The 17735-nt window shown below is 62.4% G+C and carries 22 protein-coding genes and 1 other RNA gene; 10 read left to right on the top strand and 13 right to left on the bottom strand.

Translation table 11 applies throughout. The annotated features are described in order from the left end of the window. Positions 1-8: 8 nt before the first annotated feature. Together NKJ75_RS15800 and NKJ75_RS15805 are read right to left on the bottom strand one after the other, a co-directional pair. Positions 9-758: a YebC/PmpR family DNA-binding transcriptional regulator gene (locus NKJ75_RS15800; RefSeq protein WP_023668740.1), complete on the bottom strand. Its 750-nt coding sequence runs from the start codon at positions 756-758 to the stop codon at positions 9-11. Positions 759-938: 180 nt separating this feature from the next. Then, a complete protein-coding gene (locus tag NKJ75_RS15805) occupies positions 939-1262 on the bottom strand; it encodes an ArsR/SmtB family transcription factor (protein ID WP_023668739.1) in 324 nt (107 codons plus the stop codon). A gap of 50 nt (positions 1263-1312) precedes the next feature. Between NKJ75_RS15805 and NKJ75_RS15810 the strand changes: the two genes are divergently transcribed. The 3 genes from NKJ75_RS15810 to NKJ75_RS15820 are packed head-to-tail and all read left to right on the top strand — an operon-like array spanning position 1313 to position 2690. Then, on the top strand, positions 1313-1795 hold the full coding sequence (locus NKJ75_RS15810) for an SRPBCC domain-containing protein (RefSeq protein ID WP_023668738.1): 483 nt from the start codon (positions 1313-1315) through the stop codon (positions 1793-1795). Next, positions 1792-2178, top strand: a complete 387-nt coding sequence (locus NKJ75_RS15815; protein WP_460221647.1) for a VOC family protein — start codon at positions 1792-1794, stop codon at positions 2176-2178. The genes NKJ75_RS15810 and NKJ75_RS15815 overlap by 4 nt, the downstream gene beginning before the upstream one ends. Positions 2179-2207: 29 nt before the next feature. Then, positions 2208-2690: an SRPBCC family protein gene (locus NKJ75_RS15820; RefSeq protein WP_023698429.1), complete on the top strand. Its 483-nt coding sequence runs from the start codon at positions 2208-2210 to the stop codon at positions 2688-2690. Between the two features lie 21 nt (positions 2691-2711). Here NKJ75_RS15820 and NKJ75_RS15825 read toward each other — a convergent pair whose 3' ends face one another. From NKJ75_RS15825 to ssrS, 6 genes are all read right to left on the bottom strand, one after another. Further along, positions 2712-3473: a TerC family protein gene (locus NKJ75_RS15825; RefSeq protein WP_023694576.1), complete on the bottom strand. Its 762-nt coding sequence runs from the start codon at positions 3471-3473 to the stop codon at positions 2712-2714. Between the two features lie 73 nt (positions 3474-3546). Further along, on the bottom strand, positions 3547-4371 hold the full coding sequence (locus tag NKJ75_RS15830) for a TIGR00282 family metallophosphoesterase (protein WP_023668734.1): 825 nt from the start codon (positions 4369-4371) through the stop codon (positions 3547-3549). A gap of 56 nt (positions 4372-4427) precedes the next feature. Continuing rightward, complete coding sequence (locus tag NKJ75_RS15835) at positions 4428-4670, bottom strand: hypothetical protein (protein ID WP_155923592.1); 243 nt, start codon at positions 4668-4670, stop codon at positions 4428-4430. Then, on the bottom strand, positions 4667-4954 hold the full coding sequence (locus tag NKJ75_RS15840) for a hypothetical protein (protein WP_155923591.1): 288 nt from the start codon (positions 4952-4954) through the stop codon (positions 4667-4669). The genes NKJ75_RS15835 and NKJ75_RS15840 overlap by 4 nt, the downstream gene beginning before the upstream one ends. An 82-nt stretch (positions 4955-5036) precedes the next feature. After that, positions 5037-5621, bottom strand: a complete 585-nt coding sequence (locus NKJ75_RS15845) for a 5-formyltetrahydrofolate cyclo-ligase (protein ID WP_023698428.1) — start codon at positions 5619-5621, stop codon at positions 5037-5039. 92 nt (positions 5622-5713) lie between these two features. Beyond that, positions 5714-5869, bottom strand: a non-coding RNA gene (ssrS, locus tag NKJ75_RS15850) — 6S RNA. 149 nt (positions 5870-6018) lie between these two features. On the opposite strand from ssrS, the gene NKJ75_RS15855 reads away from it, so the two are divergent. Beyond that, on the top strand, positions 6019-6858 hold the full coding sequence (locus tag NKJ75_RS15855; RefSeq protein ID WP_023694573.1) for an AAA family ATPase: 840 nt from the start codon (positions 6019-6021) through the stop codon (positions 6856-6858). A gap of 43 nt (positions 6859-6901) precedes the next feature. On the opposite strand, the gene NKJ75_RS15860 is transcribed toward NKJ75_RS15855, so the two are convergent. Further along, entirely contained in the window at positions 6902-8440 is a 1539-nt protein-coding gene (locus tag NKJ75_RS15860) for an MFS transporter (RefSeq protein ID WP_023834630.1), read from the bottom strand. 141 nt (positions 8441-8581) lie between these two features. Between NKJ75_RS15860 and NKJ75_RS15865 the strand changes: the two genes are divergently transcribed. The 6 genes from NKJ75_RS15865 (at position 8582) to msrB (ending at position 12764) form a co-directional block, all read left to right on the top strand. Beyond that, a complete protein-coding gene (locus tag NKJ75_RS15865; protein ID WP_023824273.1) occupies positions 8582-9445 on the top strand; it encodes a LysR family transcriptional regulator in 864 nt (287 codons plus the stop codon). 58 nt (positions 9446-9503) lie between these two features. Further along, positions 9504-9950 (top strand): GNAT family N-acetyltransferase, encoded by a 447-nt coding sequence (locus NKJ75_RS15870; protein WP_023668728.1) that lies wholly within the window; start codon positions 9504-9506, stop codon positions 9948-9950. 35 nt (positions 9951-9985) lie between these two features. Further along, positions 9986-10228 (top strand): type II toxin-antitoxin system HicB family antitoxin, encoded by a 243-nt coding sequence (locus tag NKJ75_RS15875; protein WP_031204429.1) that lies wholly within the window; start codon positions 9986-9988, stop codon positions 10226-10228. A gap of 26 nt (positions 10229-10254) precedes the next feature. Beyond that, positions 10255-11445 carry a vWA domain-containing protein gene (locus tag NKJ75_RS15880; RefSeq protein ID WP_023815246.1) on the top strand — a complete coding sequence of 397 codons (1191 nt, stop codon included), beginning with the start codon at positions 10255-10257 and terminating at the stop codon, positions 11443-11445. A gap of 16 nt (positions 11446-11461) precedes the next feature. Then, on the top strand, positions 11462-12259 hold the full coding sequence (locus NKJ75_RS15885; protein ID WP_023704917.1) for an MBL fold metallo-hydrolase: 798 nt from the start codon (positions 11462-11464) through the stop codon (positions 12257-12259). A 100-nt stretch (positions 12260-12359) separates the two neighbouring features. Then, the gene (msrB, locus tag NKJ75_RS15890; protein ID WP_013529102.1) at positions 12360-12764 is read left to right on the top strand and encodes a peptide-methionine (R)-S-oxide reductase MsrB; all 405 of its coding nucleotides are present in this window, start codon (positions 12360-12362) and stop codon (positions 12762-12764) included. Positions 12765-12826: 62 nt separating this feature from the next. Here the strand turns inward: msrB and NKJ75_RS15895 are convergent, their stop codons facing one another. From NKJ75_RS15895 to pyc, 4 genes are all read right to left on the bottom strand, one after another. Beyond that, positions 12827-13138: a hypothetical protein gene (locus NKJ75_RS15895; RefSeq protein ID WP_031196451.1), complete on the bottom strand. Its 312-nt coding sequence runs from the start codon at positions 13136-13138 to the stop codon at positions 12827-12829. 7 nt (positions 13139-13145) lie between these two features. Beyond that, a complete protein-coding gene (locus tag NKJ75_RS15900) occupies positions 13146-13586 on the bottom strand; it encodes a hypothetical protein (RefSeq protein ID WP_352462247.1) in 441 nt (146 codons plus the stop codon). 93 nt (positions 13587-13679) lie between these two features. Further along, complete coding sequence (locus tag NKJ75_RS15905) at positions 13680-13940, bottom strand: DUF2312 domain-containing protein (protein WP_023668722.1); 261 nt, start codon at positions 13938-13940, stop codon at positions 13680-13682. A gap of 149 nt (positions 13941-14089) precedes the next feature. Then, the gene (pyc, locus tag NKJ75_RS15910; protein WP_352499925.1) at positions 14090-17548 is read right to left on the bottom strand and encodes a pyruvate carboxylase; all 3459 of its coding nucleotides are present in this window, start codon (positions 17546-17548) and stop codon (positions 14090-14092) included. Positions 17549-17735: the final 187 nt, after the last annotated feature.

Consider the following 17735-nt stretch of genomic DNA (forward strand, 5'->3'; position numbering starts at 1 on the left):
GCACGGACCTACGCCGCGCTGAGCTTGGCCATGGTCTCGTCGTCGACCTCGAAATTGGCGTAGACGCTCTGCACGTCGTCATCGTCCTCGAGCGTTGCCACCAGTTTCATCAGCGATTGCGCCCGCTCTTCGTCGACCGGGACATTGTTCTGCGGCTGCCAGATCGGCTTCACCGATTCGGCCTCGCCAAGCGAGGCTTCCAGCGCCTTAGACACTTCGCCCATACTCTCGAACGCACAGTAGATGGTGTGGCCTTCCTCGTCGGACTCGACGTCATCGGCGCCGGCCTCGATCGCCGCGTCCATCACCTTGTCGGCGCTGCCGGCGGAGGCCGGATAGTAAATCTCGCCGGCGCGGTTCCACATGAACGACACCGAGCCGGTTTCACCAAGCGCACCCCCGGCTTTGGTGAAGGCGGCGCGCACGTTCGAGGCCGAGCGGTTGCGGTTGTCGGTCAGCGCCTCGACGATCAGCGCCACGCCGCCTGGCCCATAGCCTTCATAGCGCACCGCTTCGTAATTCTCGGCATCGCCCATCGATGCCTTGTTGATGGCGCGCTGGATGTTGTCCTTCGGCATCGACACCGCCTTGGCGTTCTGAATGGCCAGGCGCAAACGCGGGTTCATCGACGGATCCGGTGTTCCGCTCTTGGCGGCGACGGTGATTTCGCGCGCCAGCTTGGAAAACATTTTCGACCGCACCGCGTCCTGCCGGCCCTTGCGGTGCATGATGTTCTTGAACTGTGAATGGCCGGCCATGGCACCCCTGTCGTCTTCGGCTAGAGCATCCCGAAGCGAGGTGGTCTCACCTCGTCCTCCCGGGTACTCGAATTCAAATTTTCAGAGCCGTCCAAGGTGCAACGCGATGGATGCACGGCGTTCTCTGTCGGAATGGCCGGCTTATAGATAAATCGGCTCAATTCGTCCAGCCGCGCCGGTTCAGCCCTCCAGATCGGACTTCAGCCGGTCGATAATGCTGAGCGCATGGCCGGCATACTGGCTGATCCAGCGGTCGTGGATGTGCTTGATCGGCAGCGCGTTGAGATGGTTCCAGCGCTCTCGCCCTTGGCGCTTTGCCACCACCAGTTCGGCTTCTTCCAGCACCTTGAGATGCAGCATGACGGTGCAGCGATCGATGTCGGGAAACGCCTCGCACAACATGCCGGTCGTCTGCGGCGCATCCTTCAGCCGATCCAGCAATTCGCGACGGCGCGGATGCGCCAACGCCTTGAAAACGTGATCGTCTGCGGTTTGGCTTGACATGTTATGTTTCTATAACATATCGTCGAGCCAATCAAGGAGGAGCTGTGGATATGTCTCTTGGATTCAGAGTTTCCGGGCGCATCGGCAAACCGGTCGCCGAAGTCTTCGACGCCGTCGTCAATCCCAAAAAGCTGAGTGGCTATTTCACCACCATCGGCGGCGCCAGCGCGCCGCTGAAGGCCGGCACCGGGGTGGTCTGGTGGGGCAAGGTGCCCGTCGAAGTCGATGAGGTGATCAAGGACCGCCATATCGTGCTGCGCTGGGATGCCACCGATGCCGAAGGCAAGCCCGCCTACAAGACACGCATCGAGATGAACTTCGAGCCGCTGGACGATGGCGGCACCCTTGTGACCATTGCTGAATCCGGCTGGCCGGAAGGCGTGGTCGGCCTGCAGAAATCCTACCTCAATTGCGAGGGCTGGTCGCAGATGCTGGCCTGCATGAAGGCCTATGTCGAATACGGCATCAATCTGCGCGACGGCTACTACCGCGGCGAGATGAGGGGCGAGCCGGCCAACGAGACAAACAGATGAACAGCGCAACGGAGCCCGCAATAACCGCGAAAATGACAGGTGGAATCAACATCGCCATGAAAGTCCCGTCACATCAGTACGAGGCGACGATCGCCTTCTATCGCGACGTCGTCGGCTTGAATCCATTCACCGCCAAGACGCCGGCCATCGGCTTCGAGCTTGGCCCAAACCGTCTGTGGATCGACGAGGCGCCGATGCTGAGCCAGGCCGAAGTCTGGCTTGAGCTTTTCACCGACAATTCTGCAGCCATTGCGGATCATCTCGCCAAGGCCGGCGTCGTCCGTTGCGACGCGGTCGAGCCCCTGGGCGAAAGCTTTCGCGGCTTCTGGATCGCCAACCCGGCCAGCATCGTTCACATGGTGCGCGAGCCTTACGCCTGGTGAGCGCAAACCGGACAAGGAAAGGAGCATCGATGGAAATTCACAAAACGCCGACTGCCGAAGCCGGCATGCTGATCAGGCGGCCGGTCGCCGAGGTCTTCGAGGCGATCGTCGACCCGGCCATCACCACGAAATTCTGGTTTACCCACAGTAGCGGCCGGCTGGATAGCCGCAAAGAGGTTCGCTGGGAGTGGCGCATGTACGGGGCCTCGGCGATGGTCAATGTCAGCGAGATCGTCGAGAACAAGAAGATCGTCATGCAATGGAGCGATCCGCCGACCACTGTGGTCTGGACATTCACGGAGATGCCCGGCGCCGAAACGCCTGACGGTGCGACCTTTCTTGAGGTCAGCAATTTCGGCTTCGCCGGCACCGCCGACGAGCAGGTCAAGCAGGCGGTCGGCTCGACCGACGGCTTCGCACTCGTTCTTGCCGGCGCAAAGGCATGGCTGGAACAGGGCCTGTCGCTTGGCCTGATCGGCGACCGTTATCCGAAGGGCGTGCCGGGGCGCTAGGATCGCCCCGATCGCCCAGCCTCAATGCCCACCGCTGGATTTCTTCCTTCGCCGCGCCAGCATGTTGAGGCCCTCGACCAGGGCGGAAAAGCCCATCGCGGCGTAGATGTAGCCCTTCGGCACATGATAGCCCATGCCGTCGGCGATCAGCGTCATGCCGATCATCAGCAGGAAGCCCAGCGCCAGCATGACGATGCTCGGGTTTTTGGCGATGAAATTGGCCAGCGGCCCGGCCGCCAGCATCATCACGCTCACCGCCACGATCACGGCGATGTACATGATGGCAATCTCGTCGGTCATGCCGACGGCGGTGATGATCGAATCGATCGAAAAGACGAGATCGAGCAGCAGGATCTGGAAGATGGCGCCGGCAAGCGAGATCTGCAGCGTCTCGCCCATCATCGTATCCTTGTGGTCGTCGGGATCGACGGTGTGGTGGATTTCCTTGGTCGCCTTCCAGACCAGGAACAGGCCGCCGGCAATCAGGATCAGGTCGCGCCAGGAAAAGCCATGGCCGAACGCTGTGAACACCGGCGTCGTCAGCTGCACGATGATGGAGATGGTTGCGAGCAGCACCAGCCGCATGATCAGCGCCGCCGAGATGCCGAGACGGCGGGCGCGGGCGCGCTGCGCCTCAGGCAATTTGTTGGTCAGGATCGAGATGAAGATCAGATTGTCGATGCCGAGCACGACCTCGAGGACGATCAGCGTCAGCAACGCGACCCACGCGGTTGGATCGGAAACAAATTGAAAATGCGGCGCAAAGAACTCGATCAGCTGCATGGAGGTCGTCCCCTCTTTAACGATCTAGAGCAGTTTCGTCGCCAGTTAGGTACTTTACTCGACTATATCAATGTCAAGACCAGAAGGATGGCGCGGTTTCTTCGAGCCGCGGCCCGCGACGAAAAGGCGCGATCTTCTCGGTCAGGCCGGTGCGGTCGGAAATAGTGACGCCGACGCCGCACAATGTCGCCGGTCCGGTCGCCGCCTCGAAGCGGCCTTTCGGCACTTTCGACAGGAAGCGGTTGAGCGGCTCTTCCTTGTCCATGCCGAGCGAGGAATCATAGTCGCCGCACATGCCGGCATCGGACATGTAGCCGGTGCCGCCGTTGAGGATCTGGTGGTCGGCCGTCGGCTGGTGCGTATGGGTGCCGATGACGAGGCTGGCGCGGCCGTCGACGAAATGCGCGAAGCACATTTTCTCCGAGGTCGCTTCGGCATGGAAGTCGATGACCACGGCATCGGCCTGCTCGCCCAGCGGACAGGCGGCCAGCTCGCGCTCGCCGGCCTGGAACGGATCGTCGAGCTCGGGATGCATGAACACCCGGCCCATGATGTTGGCGACCAGCACGCGCGCGCCGTTTTTGGCGATATAGACGCCGGAACCGCGCCCCGGCGTGCCCTTGGGGAAGTTGGACGGGCGCAAGAAGCGCTCCTCGCGCGGCGCGAAGACCAGTGCGTCGCGCTGGTCCCAGACATGGTTGCCGGTGGTGACGACATCGGCACCGGCGGCGATGGTGTCGCGAAAAATGTCTTCGGTGATGCCGAAGCCGCCGGCGGCGTTCTCGCCATTGACGATGACGAAGTCGAGTTTGAAATCCGAGATCAGGCCGGGCAGTTGTTCCCACACCGCCGTACGTCCCGATTTGCCCACCATGTCGCCGAGGAAGAGAAGTCTCATCCCCACTTCTATCCAGAGGCACGGACGCTAGGCAAGCGCTACCCGGGCGATTGGCGCTAACGCCGGCCGAAAGTACCACGCTGCTGTTGAGACGGCTTTGCGCTCGCGCCCGCGACGCGAACTGCCGAAGGCATCATTGGTGACGCCGGCGGTGCGGCGCGTCCGCGCAGCCAGAAGAACCAGACGTAGAAACCAGTGAACCCACCAGTAGCGGCCAGGAGCAACAGCCCGCCGCGCCAGCCCTTCATCGCCGCGGTATCGAGGATAGATGGATTGGCAGGGTTGTAATACAACTTCACCGCGTCGCCTTGGACGCCGTGTAGAGGCCGATGTCCTTTCCCTTGCCGGACCACGTCATCGGTGCATCGTTCGCGACATAGGTGACAGCGACGTTGATGCCTTTCGCGGTGAGGCCATTACCCTGGGCTTCGCTGTAGGAACTGACATCCGTCACTGTGGCAACCGTCTGATGCCAGGCGAACTGGTGGTGCAGGGCCGTTCCGGAAATGTGCAATGCCATCGCGAACAGCGTTACCGCGATGAGGACGAACGGCATCAGCAGGAAGCGTGCGAAGACAAACATGATGGCCGCCATCGGCTCGGACTGTGTTGCCGGAATACTATCCGGCACGTCTTGGAAACGCGTTAAGCGGGATCGCGGTCTTTTAAGCGATGTCGAAGCGGCGCAAACCGCTCTCGGTCAGTATTTCCGGGATGATGACGTCGTGCGCCTCATCCGGCACCAGACCCACCTCCTGGCAATCGAAAGCGATGCCGATCAGTCGTGGCGGCTGGCCCTTGTCGATCAGCCTGGCGATGGCGCGGTCGTAATAGCCGGCGCCATACCCGATGCGATGACCGCGGCTGTCGAAGGCCGCGAGCGGCACCAGCATCACCGCGGGATCGAGAACCTCGGCCTCCGCATGCGGACCGACCGTGCCAAAACCCATCTCGACCATCGGCGCGCCGCGCACCAGTTCGCGAAAGACGATGGTGGTCTTGTCGAGGATGGCCGGCAGGCAAAGCCTGGCCCCGTTCTCGCGCAAGGCGAACATCAGCGGCCTGACGTCGACTTCCGATCGCATCGGCCAGAAAGCTGAAACGATCTGACCCGGCTCGATGGCGAGGTGGTCGCGCGCCGTCTCGGCCATTTCAAGCGCGATCTCCACCCGCCACAGCGGATCGAGCGCATCGCGACGGCCGAGTGCCTCGAGGCGCAACTGCTTTTTCAGGTCTTTGGGAGATGTCATGCGCGGCCGATAGAAAAGGTCGGATCTGGGTGACGTTTCATGAGCGACGTTTTCTACCACATCATCCGCCAAACTGGGCGGATAGAGGTAAGTGACGATCCACACAACCGGTGGAGAGAGCGATCCCGGGAACCTACAAAGTAGGTGGGCGCCGTATGAGAAAACCCACGGGTCTTCCCAGGGACAGCTCCCTAAGGATCGTTAAGGCCCCGGGGAAAATGTTCTCCTGCCGGGAAGCGCAGACCGCCAAGCCCAATATAGGCGGCTGGTCGGTCAAGCGCTAGTGACATGAGCCGATGTTTCGATTTCGATCTCACACGCTTTGGTCGCAGCCGGCTCGCCCTTGCACAGGTCAAGCAGCGTCCTTACGCTCGCGCTGACCAACCGAGGAGCAAGTATGCGTTTCGAAGGCACGGCGGCCTATGTCGCCGACAAGGATCTGATGGTGGCGGTGAACGCCGCGATCGCGCTGGAGCGGCCGTTGCTGGTCAAGGGCGAGCCGGGCACCGGCAAGACCGAGCTTGCCCGCCAGGTGGCATCGGCGCTCGGCCTCGACCTGATCGAATGGCACGTCAAGTCGACCACCCGTGCGCAGCAGGGACTGTATGAATATGATGCTGTCTCGCGGCTGCGCGACAGCCAGCTCGGCGATGCCAGGTTCAACGACATCAAAAACTACATCAAGCGCGGCAAGCTCTGGCACGCCTTCGCGGCCGGTAAGAAGGTCGTGCTGTTGATCGACGAGATCGACAAGGCCGATATCGAATTCCCCAACGACCTGCTGCAGGAACTCGACCGGATGGAGTTCTTCGTCTACGAAACCGGCGAAACGATCCGCGCCGCTGTGCGCCCCATCGTCATCATCACTTCCAACAATGAGAAGGAACTGCCCGACGCCTTCCTGCGCCGGTGCTTCTTCCACTACATCCGCTTTCCCGATGTCGACACGCTGCACAAAATCGTCGACGTGCACTATCCCGGCATAAAGCAGAATTTGGTGCGTGCTGCCCTGACCCAGTTCTACGAGATCCGCGACGTGCAGGGGTTGAAGAAGAAGCCGTCGACCTCCGAGGCGCTCGACTGGATCCGCCTGCTGGTCGCCGACGACATCGCACCCGAGGATCTGCGCGCCGACCCCAGGAACGCGCTGCCGAAACTGCACGGCGCGCTGCTGAAGAACGAGCAGGACGTGCATCTGTTTGAGCGCCTTGCTTTCATGGCCAGGCGGCAGGGATAAGGATCGTCGGGCGGGCTGAGCGCTATGAGCGGGCTTCGGCCGATCACTCGGCCGCCGCAAGCCCTGTCTCCTGCGGCGCGACGCGCTTCGGCCCGAAGATGGCGAAGCCGATGACCGACAGGGCGAGAACGCCGATCCCGCAATAGAGCATGACCCAGCCGAAACCGTTGACCAGGGCGGCATGCACGATGGCGCCGGATGGGTCGAGGGCTGCGAGCTTCGGCGTCCCCTGCGCAAGGCCCTCCAGATTGCCGGTGGCGACCCTTTCCGCCAGTGCCCGCAACTCATCCGGCTCCAAAGCCGCGCCGAGTGTGGCCCGCAGGTGGGAAACGATACCTTGCGTCAGCAGCAGGCCGAGCACCGCGATGTTGATGGCAAGCGTGATCAGGCGTGCGCTGATGTCGATGCCGGACGCCATGCCGGCGCGATCCGGCGATACCGCGCCGGTCGTGGTGTTTGTGGTCGGCGAATTGGTGAGACCGATGCCGATGCCGGCAATCAGCGTGCCCGGCAGCATGGTCAGCCAGGTGGCGCCCTCGAGCCTGGAGCCGATCCACATGGCGATGAAACCGATCCCTAGCGTCAGCAGACCGAGCGGGATGGCAATTCGTGCCTGATAGCGCGCGCGAATGCGCTCGGCGATCGGCGGCATCACCATGAAGGGCAGCGTGTAGACGAGCAATAGCAGGCCGGTCGTCGTGCTGTCGTAGCCGAGAACGCCGGAATAATAGATCGGCAGATAGATGATGAACGGCCAGTAGCTGAAATTCATGCCGATGGCGCCCATGATCGCGCCGGAAAACTGGCGGATGCGGAACACGGAGAAATCGAACATCGGATAGGGATTGACCCTCTCGGCCACAAGGAAAGCGATGAACGCAGCCACGGAGGCTGATATCACGCCGATGCGGGCGCTGGTCCCGAGATCCGCACCCTGCGTAATCAGATAGGAGAAGCCGAACACCGCCGCCGACAGCGTCAGCATGCCGGCCCAGTCGAGCTTCTGGGCGTTGTGATCGCGCGATTGCGTGACACCGGCGCCGATAAAGGCGAGCGCCAGGAGCGCCAGCGGCACGTGGATGAGGAACACCCATTGCCAGTTCGACAGCGCCACGATCAAGCCACCGATGGCGGGACCGAAACCAAGCCCGATGCCTGAGACGACGCTCCAGGCAACAAAAGCCTTGCCGCGTTCGCGGCCGTCCTGGAACTGATGCGACAGCACGGCGACGCTGCAGGTCAGCATCGCGCCGCCGGCGAGGCCTTGCAGGAAGCGGGCGGCGATCAGCAGCGCCGCACTCGGAGCCAGGCCGCACAGCAGCGAGGCGAGGCCGAAGGCGACGGTGGTGATCACCATCACGCTCTTGCGGCCGAAACGGTCGGCCAATGTCCCCGTCGCCATCAGCACCGTGGTGCAGGCAATGGTGTAGGCGTTCATGATCCATTGCAGGTCTTTGAAATCGGCGGCGAGCACGCTTTCGAGTTTCGGCAGGATCATCGGCACGCTGGAGATTTCGAGCCCGAACAAGAGCGACGCCAAGCACACGCCGGTGAGCGCGATGGTGTTTCGTTGAATTGGCATATCGATCTCTTTCCATCCGAGTATGAGGCGCTCTTCAAACCGCGACCAGTTTGACATAGAGGAGACTTGACCATGAAAAAAGACTATGCTCGGCTATATCAGAAATGACAAAATCGAATAGTTGGCCAATGGAGTGCTGCGATGACCAGTCTTGATGTGGACGCCGTACGAACCTTTGTGATGGTGGCCGATCTGCAGAGCTTCACCCAGGCGGCATCGGCGCTGGGCAGCACGCAGGCGACGATCAGCGTCAAGCTGCGCCGCCTTGAGGAGAAGCTCGGCGCGCGATTGATCGAAAGAACGCCGCGCCGCGTCAGCCTGTCGGCACGAGGCGCCGTCTTCCTCCCCGCCGCGCGTGACTTCCTTGCCGCGCACGAGCGCGCCATGGCGGAGTTTGCGTCAGCACCGTGCCGGCTTGCGCTCGGCTTTGTCGATCATGCCGCCGGTCCGGCGCTGTCCATTCTGATTGCCCAGCTCCATGCGCACGATCCATCGCTGACGCTCAGTTTGAGGATCGACACCAGCACGGTGCTCAAGGAAGCTTTCGATCACGGCGAGCTCGACGCAGTCATCGTGCACCGCGAAGGCGACAGCCGTCCTGGCCGGACCTTGTCGCGCAACCACTATGGCTGGTTCGCCGCACCTTCCTTCGAGTGGCAGCGCGGAACGCCGTTGCGCCTCGCGCTCTTAAGCACCGTGTGCAACTGTCCGGATCGTGTGCGGGCGCTCGAGGCGCTGGACAAAGCAGGCATCGCCTGGGAGGAGGCCTTCGTCGGCGGCGGCGGCGCGGCCGTCAACATTGCGATATCGGCGGGCTTTGCCGTTTCGGCGCTGGCTCACTGCGTCGCTCCGCCCGGCCTGATCGAGGTTGGCCGCAAGCTCGGCCTGCCGTCGCTTGACCCCTCCGAAGTGGTCCTGCATTCGCACAATCTGGCGCCGCGGGCGCGTGACGCGCTGCAAATGCTGGCGACCGCATTTCGCGAGTACAATTCGCCGGTGGATTAGGCGATGGTGTTTCCGATCTGATTCCGCCGGAATCCGATAAGGCCTTCGAGGAACCGAAATGACCGAGATCACCGTCCGCCCGCTGGCGCTGGCCGACCATGCCGACTGGCGGCGGCTGTGGACTGCCTACCTCACCTTCTACGAGACCAAGCTGCCGGACGAGGTCTACGACATCACCTGGAAACGACTGTTCACGGAAGGTGAATTCGAACCGAAGGGGTTTATCGCCACGCTCGACGGCAAGGCGGTCGGCCTGACCCATTATCTCTATCACCGCTCCGGCTGGTCGGAGAAAAACAACTGCTACCTGCAGGACCTGTTCGCAGACCCTGATGTGCGCGGCAAGGGCATCGGTGCGGCCCTCATTGAAGCGGTCAAGCAGGAAGCCGGCAAGATCGGCGTCAAGAACGTCTATTGGATGACCCACGAAACCAACGCCACAGCGCGCAAGCTCTACGACCATGTCGCGCGGCGGACAGGTTTTATCGAGTATGATCTGCTATGATGCGAGCGCGGTCGAAATAACGCGGAAGGAGCCGAATGATCCGCTATGTCGGAATCCTGGATGGCAGTGACGGCGTTTGGGGAGTGCGGATGCCCGATCTCGCCGGCTGCCACGGGGCCGGCGCAAACCCGGCGGAAGCGATAGCCGATGCCGCCTCGGCTATGCGCGAATGGGCGGAAGCCCGCATCGCAAAGCACTTGCCCATGCCCAACCCACGACTGTGGCAAATCTTCTGCAATCCGGCGAAATCGACAGTGCCCGTGGCGACTCCGCCGTGACCGTTCGGCATAGATAACGGCAAACCATGTTCCTCCCCTTCTTTCTCGAACTAAAGGCCGCGCGCGTTCCCGTTTCGCTCAGGGAATATCTGTCGCTGCTGGAAGGGCTGGAGGCCGGGCTGGTCGACTATGACGTCGAGGGTTTTTACTACCTCGCCCGCGCCGCGCTTGTGAAGGACGAACGCCATATCGACCGCTTCGACCAGGTGTTTGCGCATGTCTTCAAGGGGATCGAGGCGCTCACCGGCCCCGATGCCGTCGGTGTCGCCAACATCCCTGAGGAATGGCTGCGCCGGCTCGCCGAAAAGCACCTGACCGAGGAAGAGAAGAAACTGATCGAGGCGCTCGGCGGTTTCGACAAGCTGATGGAGACACTGAAGCAGCGGCTGGAGGAGCAGAAAGGCCGCCACCAGGGCGGCTCGAAATGGATCGGCACCGGCGGCACTTCGCCTTTCGGCGCCTATGGCTACAATCCCGAAGGCGTGCGCATCGGCCAGCATGAAAGCCGCAATCGCCGTGCGGTGAAAGTCTGGGACAAGCGCGAGTTCAAAAATTTCGACGACGCCGTCGAGCTCGGCACCCGCAACATCAAGGTGGCGCTGAAGCGCCTGCGTCGCTGGGTGCGCGAGGGTGCGGAGGAAGAGTTCGACCTGCCCGGCACCATCCATGCCACCGCCGAGCACGGCTATCTCGATGTGCAGACGCGCCCCGAACGGCGCAACGCCGTGAAGCTCTTGATGTTCTTCGATGTCGGCGGCTCGATGGACGACCACATCAAAAGCGTCGAGGAGCTGTTTTCGGCCGCCCGCGCCGAATTCCGCCAGCTCGAATATTTTTACTTCCACAACTGCCTTTACGAGGGCGTCTGGAAGGACAATCGGCGCAGGCATGCCGAGACCATCCCGACCTTCGATCTGCTTCACAAATACGGCCCCGACTACAAGGTGATCGTCGTCGGCGATGCCTCGATGAGCCCTTACGAGATCGCGCATCCCGGCGGTTCGGTCGAGCATTGGAACCCGGAAGCCGGCAGTGTCTGGCTTGGCCGCCTCATCCAGCAATGGCCGAATGCGGTCTGGCTGAACCCCGAAAACCAGAAAAACTGGGGCTTCACCCATTCGATCGCGATGATCCGCGATCTCTTCGGCGGCCGCATGTTCCCACTGACGCTGGCCGGGTTGGAAGCCGCGACGAAGCAGCTCTCACGCAAGCATTGATATGAGAGGAAAACCGATGACCTGCTTTCTTTGCCCGCAATGCGGCGTCCAGTTCGCGGCAACGCAGACCCCTCCAGAAAATTGCCCGATCTGCGAGGACGAGCGGCAATATGTGCGCTGGGAAGGCCAGGCCTGGATCACTGGGGAAGAACTCTCTGCCGGGCATAGGCTTGTGATGAAGGACGATGCCGGCGTTCTCGCTTTCGGCATCGAGCCGCGCTTTGCTATCGGCCAGCGGGCGCTGCTGGCGCAGACGCCGCACGGCAATGTGCTGTGGGATTGCATCTCGATGGTGAGCGACGAGGCGGTAGCCGAAATCAACCGTCGCGGCGGCCTGGCCGCGATCGCCATTTCGCACTGCCACTATTATTCGGTGATGGTCGAGTGGAGCGAGGCGTTTGGCGGCGTGCCGATCTATCTCCATGCCGACGACCGCCAGTGGATTATGCGGCCGCACAACGCCATCGTCAGCTGGGCGGGCGAGACGCTGGCCATAAACCCGTCGCTGACACTCGTGCGTTGCGGTGGCCATTTTGCCGGCGGCCAGGTGCTGCATTGGAAACGCGATGACGGTAACGCCCTGCTGTCCGGCGACATATTGCAGGTGACGCCGACGCGTCGCCATGTCAGCTTCATGTACAGCTATCCGAACTACATTCCGCTCAATGCGCCGGCCGTGCGACGCATCGCGGCGGCACTTGAGCCTTTCGAATTCGACGACATCTACGGCGCGTGGTGGCAGCAGAACATCATCGGCGACGCAAGAACGGCATTTCATGCGTCGATCGCCCGCTATCTTCAGGCGATTGGGTAGGAGCTCGGCTGAAAATGCGAGCAAAACACGTAACAAACGCCTATCTCTAAGCGAATATAGCTTGCAACCAACAACAAGCCGCCAAGGCTGAGGAGATCAAATGGACACCCACACCTACCCTGTCACTCGCACCGACGCCGAATGGCGCGCCCGCCTGACGCCCGAGCAATATGCGGTCATGCGCGGCCATGGCACCGAACGGCCCGGAAGCTGCGCGCTGCTCTACGAAAAGCGCGCCGGCACCTTTTCCTGCGTCGGCTGCGACCAGCCGCTGTTCGAATCCAAGCTCAAGTTCGAGAGCGGCACCGGCTGGCCGAGCTTCAATGATCCGGTGCCCGGTTCGGTCGAAAACACCGTCGACCGCAGCTACGGCATGGTCCGCACCGAATGCCACTGCGCCCGCTGCGGCAGCCATCTCGGCCATGTCTTCGAGGACGGCCCGCCGCCGACCGGCCTGCGCTATTGCATCAACGGCGTGGCGCTGAAATTCGAGCCGGCGGCTTAAGCCGCGGCTTGACCACCATCTTCAAAGGGCGGCTTCGGCCGCCCTTTTTCGTGTCAATCTTCTCAGACAACCACCACCAGGATCAGCCAAAGCGTAGCCCCGAGGGTCATCAACGAAGCCTTGGCGCCACTGGATTTTTCCGTGGTTCGCCAGACGGCAAAGGTCAGAAAGATGTTGTAGGGCACGGGCGCGAAATGCACCGCCAGGACGACGGCGAGCGGCAGCTTCAAGCCGAGCAGAATGAGCGCGGCCACCGACGAGGTGATGTTGATCGCCGTGCCGACAAGGACTAGATCGCGCCAGAACAACCGCTCGACCGGAACCGCGCCTTGCCAGCGCGAGCCGAAGAAGGATCCGATGCTTTGCACCAACACCTGATAGCTATCCCTCTCCCAGCACGTCGGTGACGGCGCGCTCGAAGCGCGAGCATTCCGTCACCAGCCAGTCGGCCATGGCCGGCCAGTTGTCCTCGGCATAGCAGTTCACCCGCCACATCGAATTGGTGCCGAGGGCCTCGCAGCTCTGCTCCGGCCTGAGCTTCAGCCTGTCTTCGATTGCCGGTTGGAACGGCTTCAGCCGCGACCAGACCCCGGTCGCGCCGAACTTCTCGTTACGGCCGAAAAAGACGCCAACTTGGCTTTGCGCCGGCGCGACATACATGGACAGGACCAGAGCGAAGTCGGGCAGCCCGCGCTGCCAGAACCAGGGTCCGCGCCGCGCCATGGAAGCGCGTTCCTCCGGATGCCGTTCGGCGAACAGCGCCCAGAAGCTGCGTTGGCGGAATTCAGAGGCGCGGCGGGCGCCGAAGTCGAATTCGCTCATGGTTCGATGCCCGTTCCAGCATCATTCCTTGGCCCGAGACTGTTTCGAAATTCGCTCCGGCGATATCAGCCGGAGTAGAATTTCCAGACAGCCTTACACCATGCCGAGCGCGGCCTTGTAGAGATCGAGGATGGTTTCCTCTTCCTGGCGCTCGGCCTGGTCCTTCTTGCGCAGCCGGATGATCGACCGCATCGCCTTGGTGTCGAAGCCGGTGCCCTTGGCCTCGGCGAACACTTCCTTGATGTCGTCGGCGATGGTCTTCTTTTCTTCCTCGAGCCGCTCGATGCGCTCGATGAAGGCGCGCAACTGGCCGGCGGCAACAGTCTGGCTGGTATCTGTGATGTCGTCGGCCATGTTTTTTCTCCGCTACTTTTTAAGCACCGCGATTCTGGGCGGTAAATTGGGAGCGGGTTCGATGCCCGAGCAGGCGCGGCGGGTCAAGCCATTATCGGCGCTTCGTGAACGGCTGCTGCCAGCCGTCCCCAGTGTGATGGATCCGCGCGTCAGCCAAACGCGATCAACAGATCCTTCGCATCGATCTGATCGCCGGCCTTGACCAGCACTTCGGCCACTGTGCCGTCGCGCTCGGCATGCAGGGCCGTCTCCATCTTCATGGCTTCGATCGACAACAGCACGTCGCCGGCCTTGACCGCTTGGCCGGCGGCAACCGAAAGGGCGGAGACCACGCCCGGCATCGGCGCGCCGACATGCGCCTCGTTGCCGGGCTCGGCCTTGCGCCGAGCCTTGGCCGCCGAGGCGCCATGCGCCCTGTCCGGCACCCGGACACGGCGCGGCTGGCCGTTGAGCTCGAAGAACACGGTGACCATGCCCTTCTCATCGACGTCGCCGATCGCAAGGCAGCGCACTACAAGCGTCTTGCCTTTTTCGATGTCCAGGAAGATCTCGTCTTCGGACTTCATGCCGTAGAAATAGGTCGGCGTCGGCAGCACACTGACCGGCCCGTAGGTTTCCTGCGCGGCGGCGAAGTCGGTGAACACCTTCGGATACATCAGCCAGGAGGCGAATTCGTACTCCGAGAGCTTGCGCTCCAGCTTCTGCTCGATCTCCTTGCGGCTGGCCTTGAGGTCGGCTGGCTTGAGCAGCGAGCCCGGGCGCTCGGTGATCGGCTTGCTTTCCTTCAGTGCCTTCTTCTGCAGCTTCGCAGGCCAGCCGCCGGGCGACTGGCCGAGATCGCCGCGCAGCATCGAGACGACCGAGTCCGGGAAGGCGATGTCCTTGGCTGGGTTTTCGACGTCGGCAACGGTCAGATCCTGGCTCACCATCATCAGCGCCATGTCGCCGACCACCTTGGACGACGGCGTCACCTTGACGATGTCACCGAACATCAAATTGACGTCGTGATAGGCTTGTGCCACCTCGTGCCAACGCGTTTCCAGCCCCAGCGAACGCGCCTGTTCCTTGAGGTTGGTGAACTGGCCGCCCGGCATTTCGTGCAGATAGACTTCCGAGGCTGGCCCCTTGAGGTCGCTTTCGAAGGCGGCATACTGGTTGCGCACCGCTTCCCAGTAGAAGGAGATTTTGCGGATCCATTGCGGATCGAGGCCGGGATCGCGCTCGGTTCCCTTCAGCGCCTCGACGATCGAGCCCAGGCAAGGCTGCGAGGTGTTGCCGGAGAAGGAATCCATCGCCGCGTCGATGGCGTCGACGCCGCTTTCCACGCCGGCCAGCACCGTCGCCGCCGACAGGCCTGACGTGTCGTGGGTGTGGAAATGGATCGGCAGGTCGGTCGCCTCGCGCAGCGCCTTGAACAGCACGCGGGCGGCAGCCGGCTTCAAAAGCCCGGCCATGTCCTTGACGGCGATGATATGGGCGCCGGCTGCCTGCAATTCCTTCGCCAACCCGACATAGTATTTAAGGTCGTATTTGGCGCGCGCCGGATCGAGGATGTCGCCGGTGTAGCAGATCGCCGCTTCGACCAGCTTGCCCTCCGCGCCCACCGCGTCCATGGCGACGCGCATATTCTCGACCCAGTTCAGGCAGTCGAAGACGCGGAACAGGTCGACCCCACCGGCCGCTGCCTGGCTGACGAAATGTTGCACGACATTGTCGGGATAGTTGGTGTAGCCGACGCCATTGGCGCCGCGCAGAAGCATCTGCAGCAAAAGGTTGGGGGCCGCTTCGCGCACTTTGCTCAACCGCTCCCACGGATCCTCGGTGAGGAAGCGCATGGCGACGTCGAAGGTGGCGCCGCCCCAGCATTCCAGCGACAGCAGCCGCGGCAGCGCGCGCGCATAGGTACCGGCAATGCCGGCAATGTCATGCGTGCGCATGCGGGTGGCGAGCAGCGACTGGTGACCGTCGCGCATCGTCGTGTCGGTGACAAGCACCTCTTTTTGCTCACGCATCCAGGCAGCGAATTTCTCCGGCCCCAACGCGTCTAGCTTCTGCTTGCTGCCATCAGGCACATTGCCGTTGAGATAGGGCACGACAGGCGCTGCCGCATCGGTCTTGGGCATCGGTCGGCCGCGGGTTTCGGGATGGCCGTTGACGCTGACGTCGGCCAGATAGTTGAGCAGCTTGGTGGCGCGGTCCTGCCGCTTCACCTGCGCGAACAGCTCCGGCGTCGTGTCGATGAACCTGGTCGTGTAGGAATTGTCGGCGAAGCGCGGGTGGTTGATGATTGCCTCGAGGAAGGTGAGGTTGGTGGCCACGCCGCGGATGCGGAACTCGCGCAGGGCCCGATTCATGCGGGCGATCGCCTCGGCCGGTGTCGGCGCCCAGGCAGTCACCTTCTCCAGCAGCGGATCGTAGAAGCGGGTGATGACCGCGCCCGAATAGGCGGTGCCGCCGTCGAGGCGGATGCCGAAACCGGCGGCTTCGCGATAAGCGGTGATGCGGCCGTAGTCCGGAATGAAACTATGCTCCGGATCCTCGGTCGTGATGCGGCACTGCAGCGCATGACCGTTCAGCCTGATGTCGGCCTGCGCCGGCACGCCCGACTCTTTCGTGCCGATGGCAAAGCCGTCCAGTATGTGGATCTGCGCCTTGACGATGTCGATGCCGGTCACCTGCTCGGTGACGGTGTGCTCGACCTGGATGCGCGGATTGACCTCGATGAAGTAGAATTTGCCGGTGTCGGCGTCCTGCAGGAATTCCACCGTACCGGCGCCGATATAGCTGGTCTCGCGCGCGATCTTGAGCGCATAGCCGCAAAGCTCCTGGCGCAATGCCTCGCTGAGATAGGGCGCCGGCGCCCGTTCGACGACCTTCTGGTTGCGGCGCTGGATCGAGCAGTCGCGCTCGAATAGATGTACAGCGTTGCCATGCGTGTCGCCGAGCACCTGGACCTCGACATGGCGAGCGCGCTCGATCAGCTTTTCGAGATAGACCTCGTCCTTGCCGAAGGCGGCCTTGGCCTCGCGCTTGCCTTCCATCACCTCGCGGGCGAGGTCGGCTTCCGCGCGGATGGCGCGCATGCCGCGCCCGCCGCCGCCCCATGATGCCTTGAGCATCACCGGATAGCCGACTGTCTTGGCGAGCTGCTTGACTGCTTCCATGTCGTCCGGCAGCGGTTCGGTTGCCGGCACCACCGGCACGCCGACCTCGATGGCCAGATTGCGCGCGGCGACCTTGTTGCCGAGCCGGCGCATCGTGTCGGGCTTCGGTCCGATGAAGGTGATGCCGGCCTCGGCGCAGGCATCTGCGAATTCAGGGCTTTCCGACAGAAGGCCATAGCCTGGATGGATGGCGTCGGCGCCGGACAGCCTGGCGACGCGGATCACTTCCTCGATCGACAGATAGCTTTCGATCGGCCCCATGTCCCTGGCCAGATGCGGCCCGCGCCCGACCTGGTAGCTTTCATCGGCCTTGAACCGATGCAGCGAATATTTGTCCTCCTCGGCCCAGATCGCCACGGTTTTGAGGCCGAGCTCGTTGGCCGCGCGAAAGACGCGGATGGCAATTTCGGACCGGTTGGCGACGAGGATCTTCGTGATGGCCAAGGAAGCAGGCTCCGGACAGGAGGGTGGGGCAGAGGCATGATTAACGCGAAAATGCTGCAGTGCAACCAAAATCGGGGAGAGGTTAAACCGATTTAAATGCGATTCTAGCACCACCGATCGAAAAGATGCGTGCGATTGGCGTCGCGAGCTGACGCTAATTGTCGTGCCCGCACAAATTCGACCCGGC

The sequence above is a fragment of the Mesorhizobium sp. M0058 genome (assembly GCF_040323095.1).
In the GTDB taxonomy this organism is placed as follows: Bacteria; Pseudomonadota; Alphaproteobacteria; order Rhizobiales; family Rhizobiaceae; genus Mesorhizobium.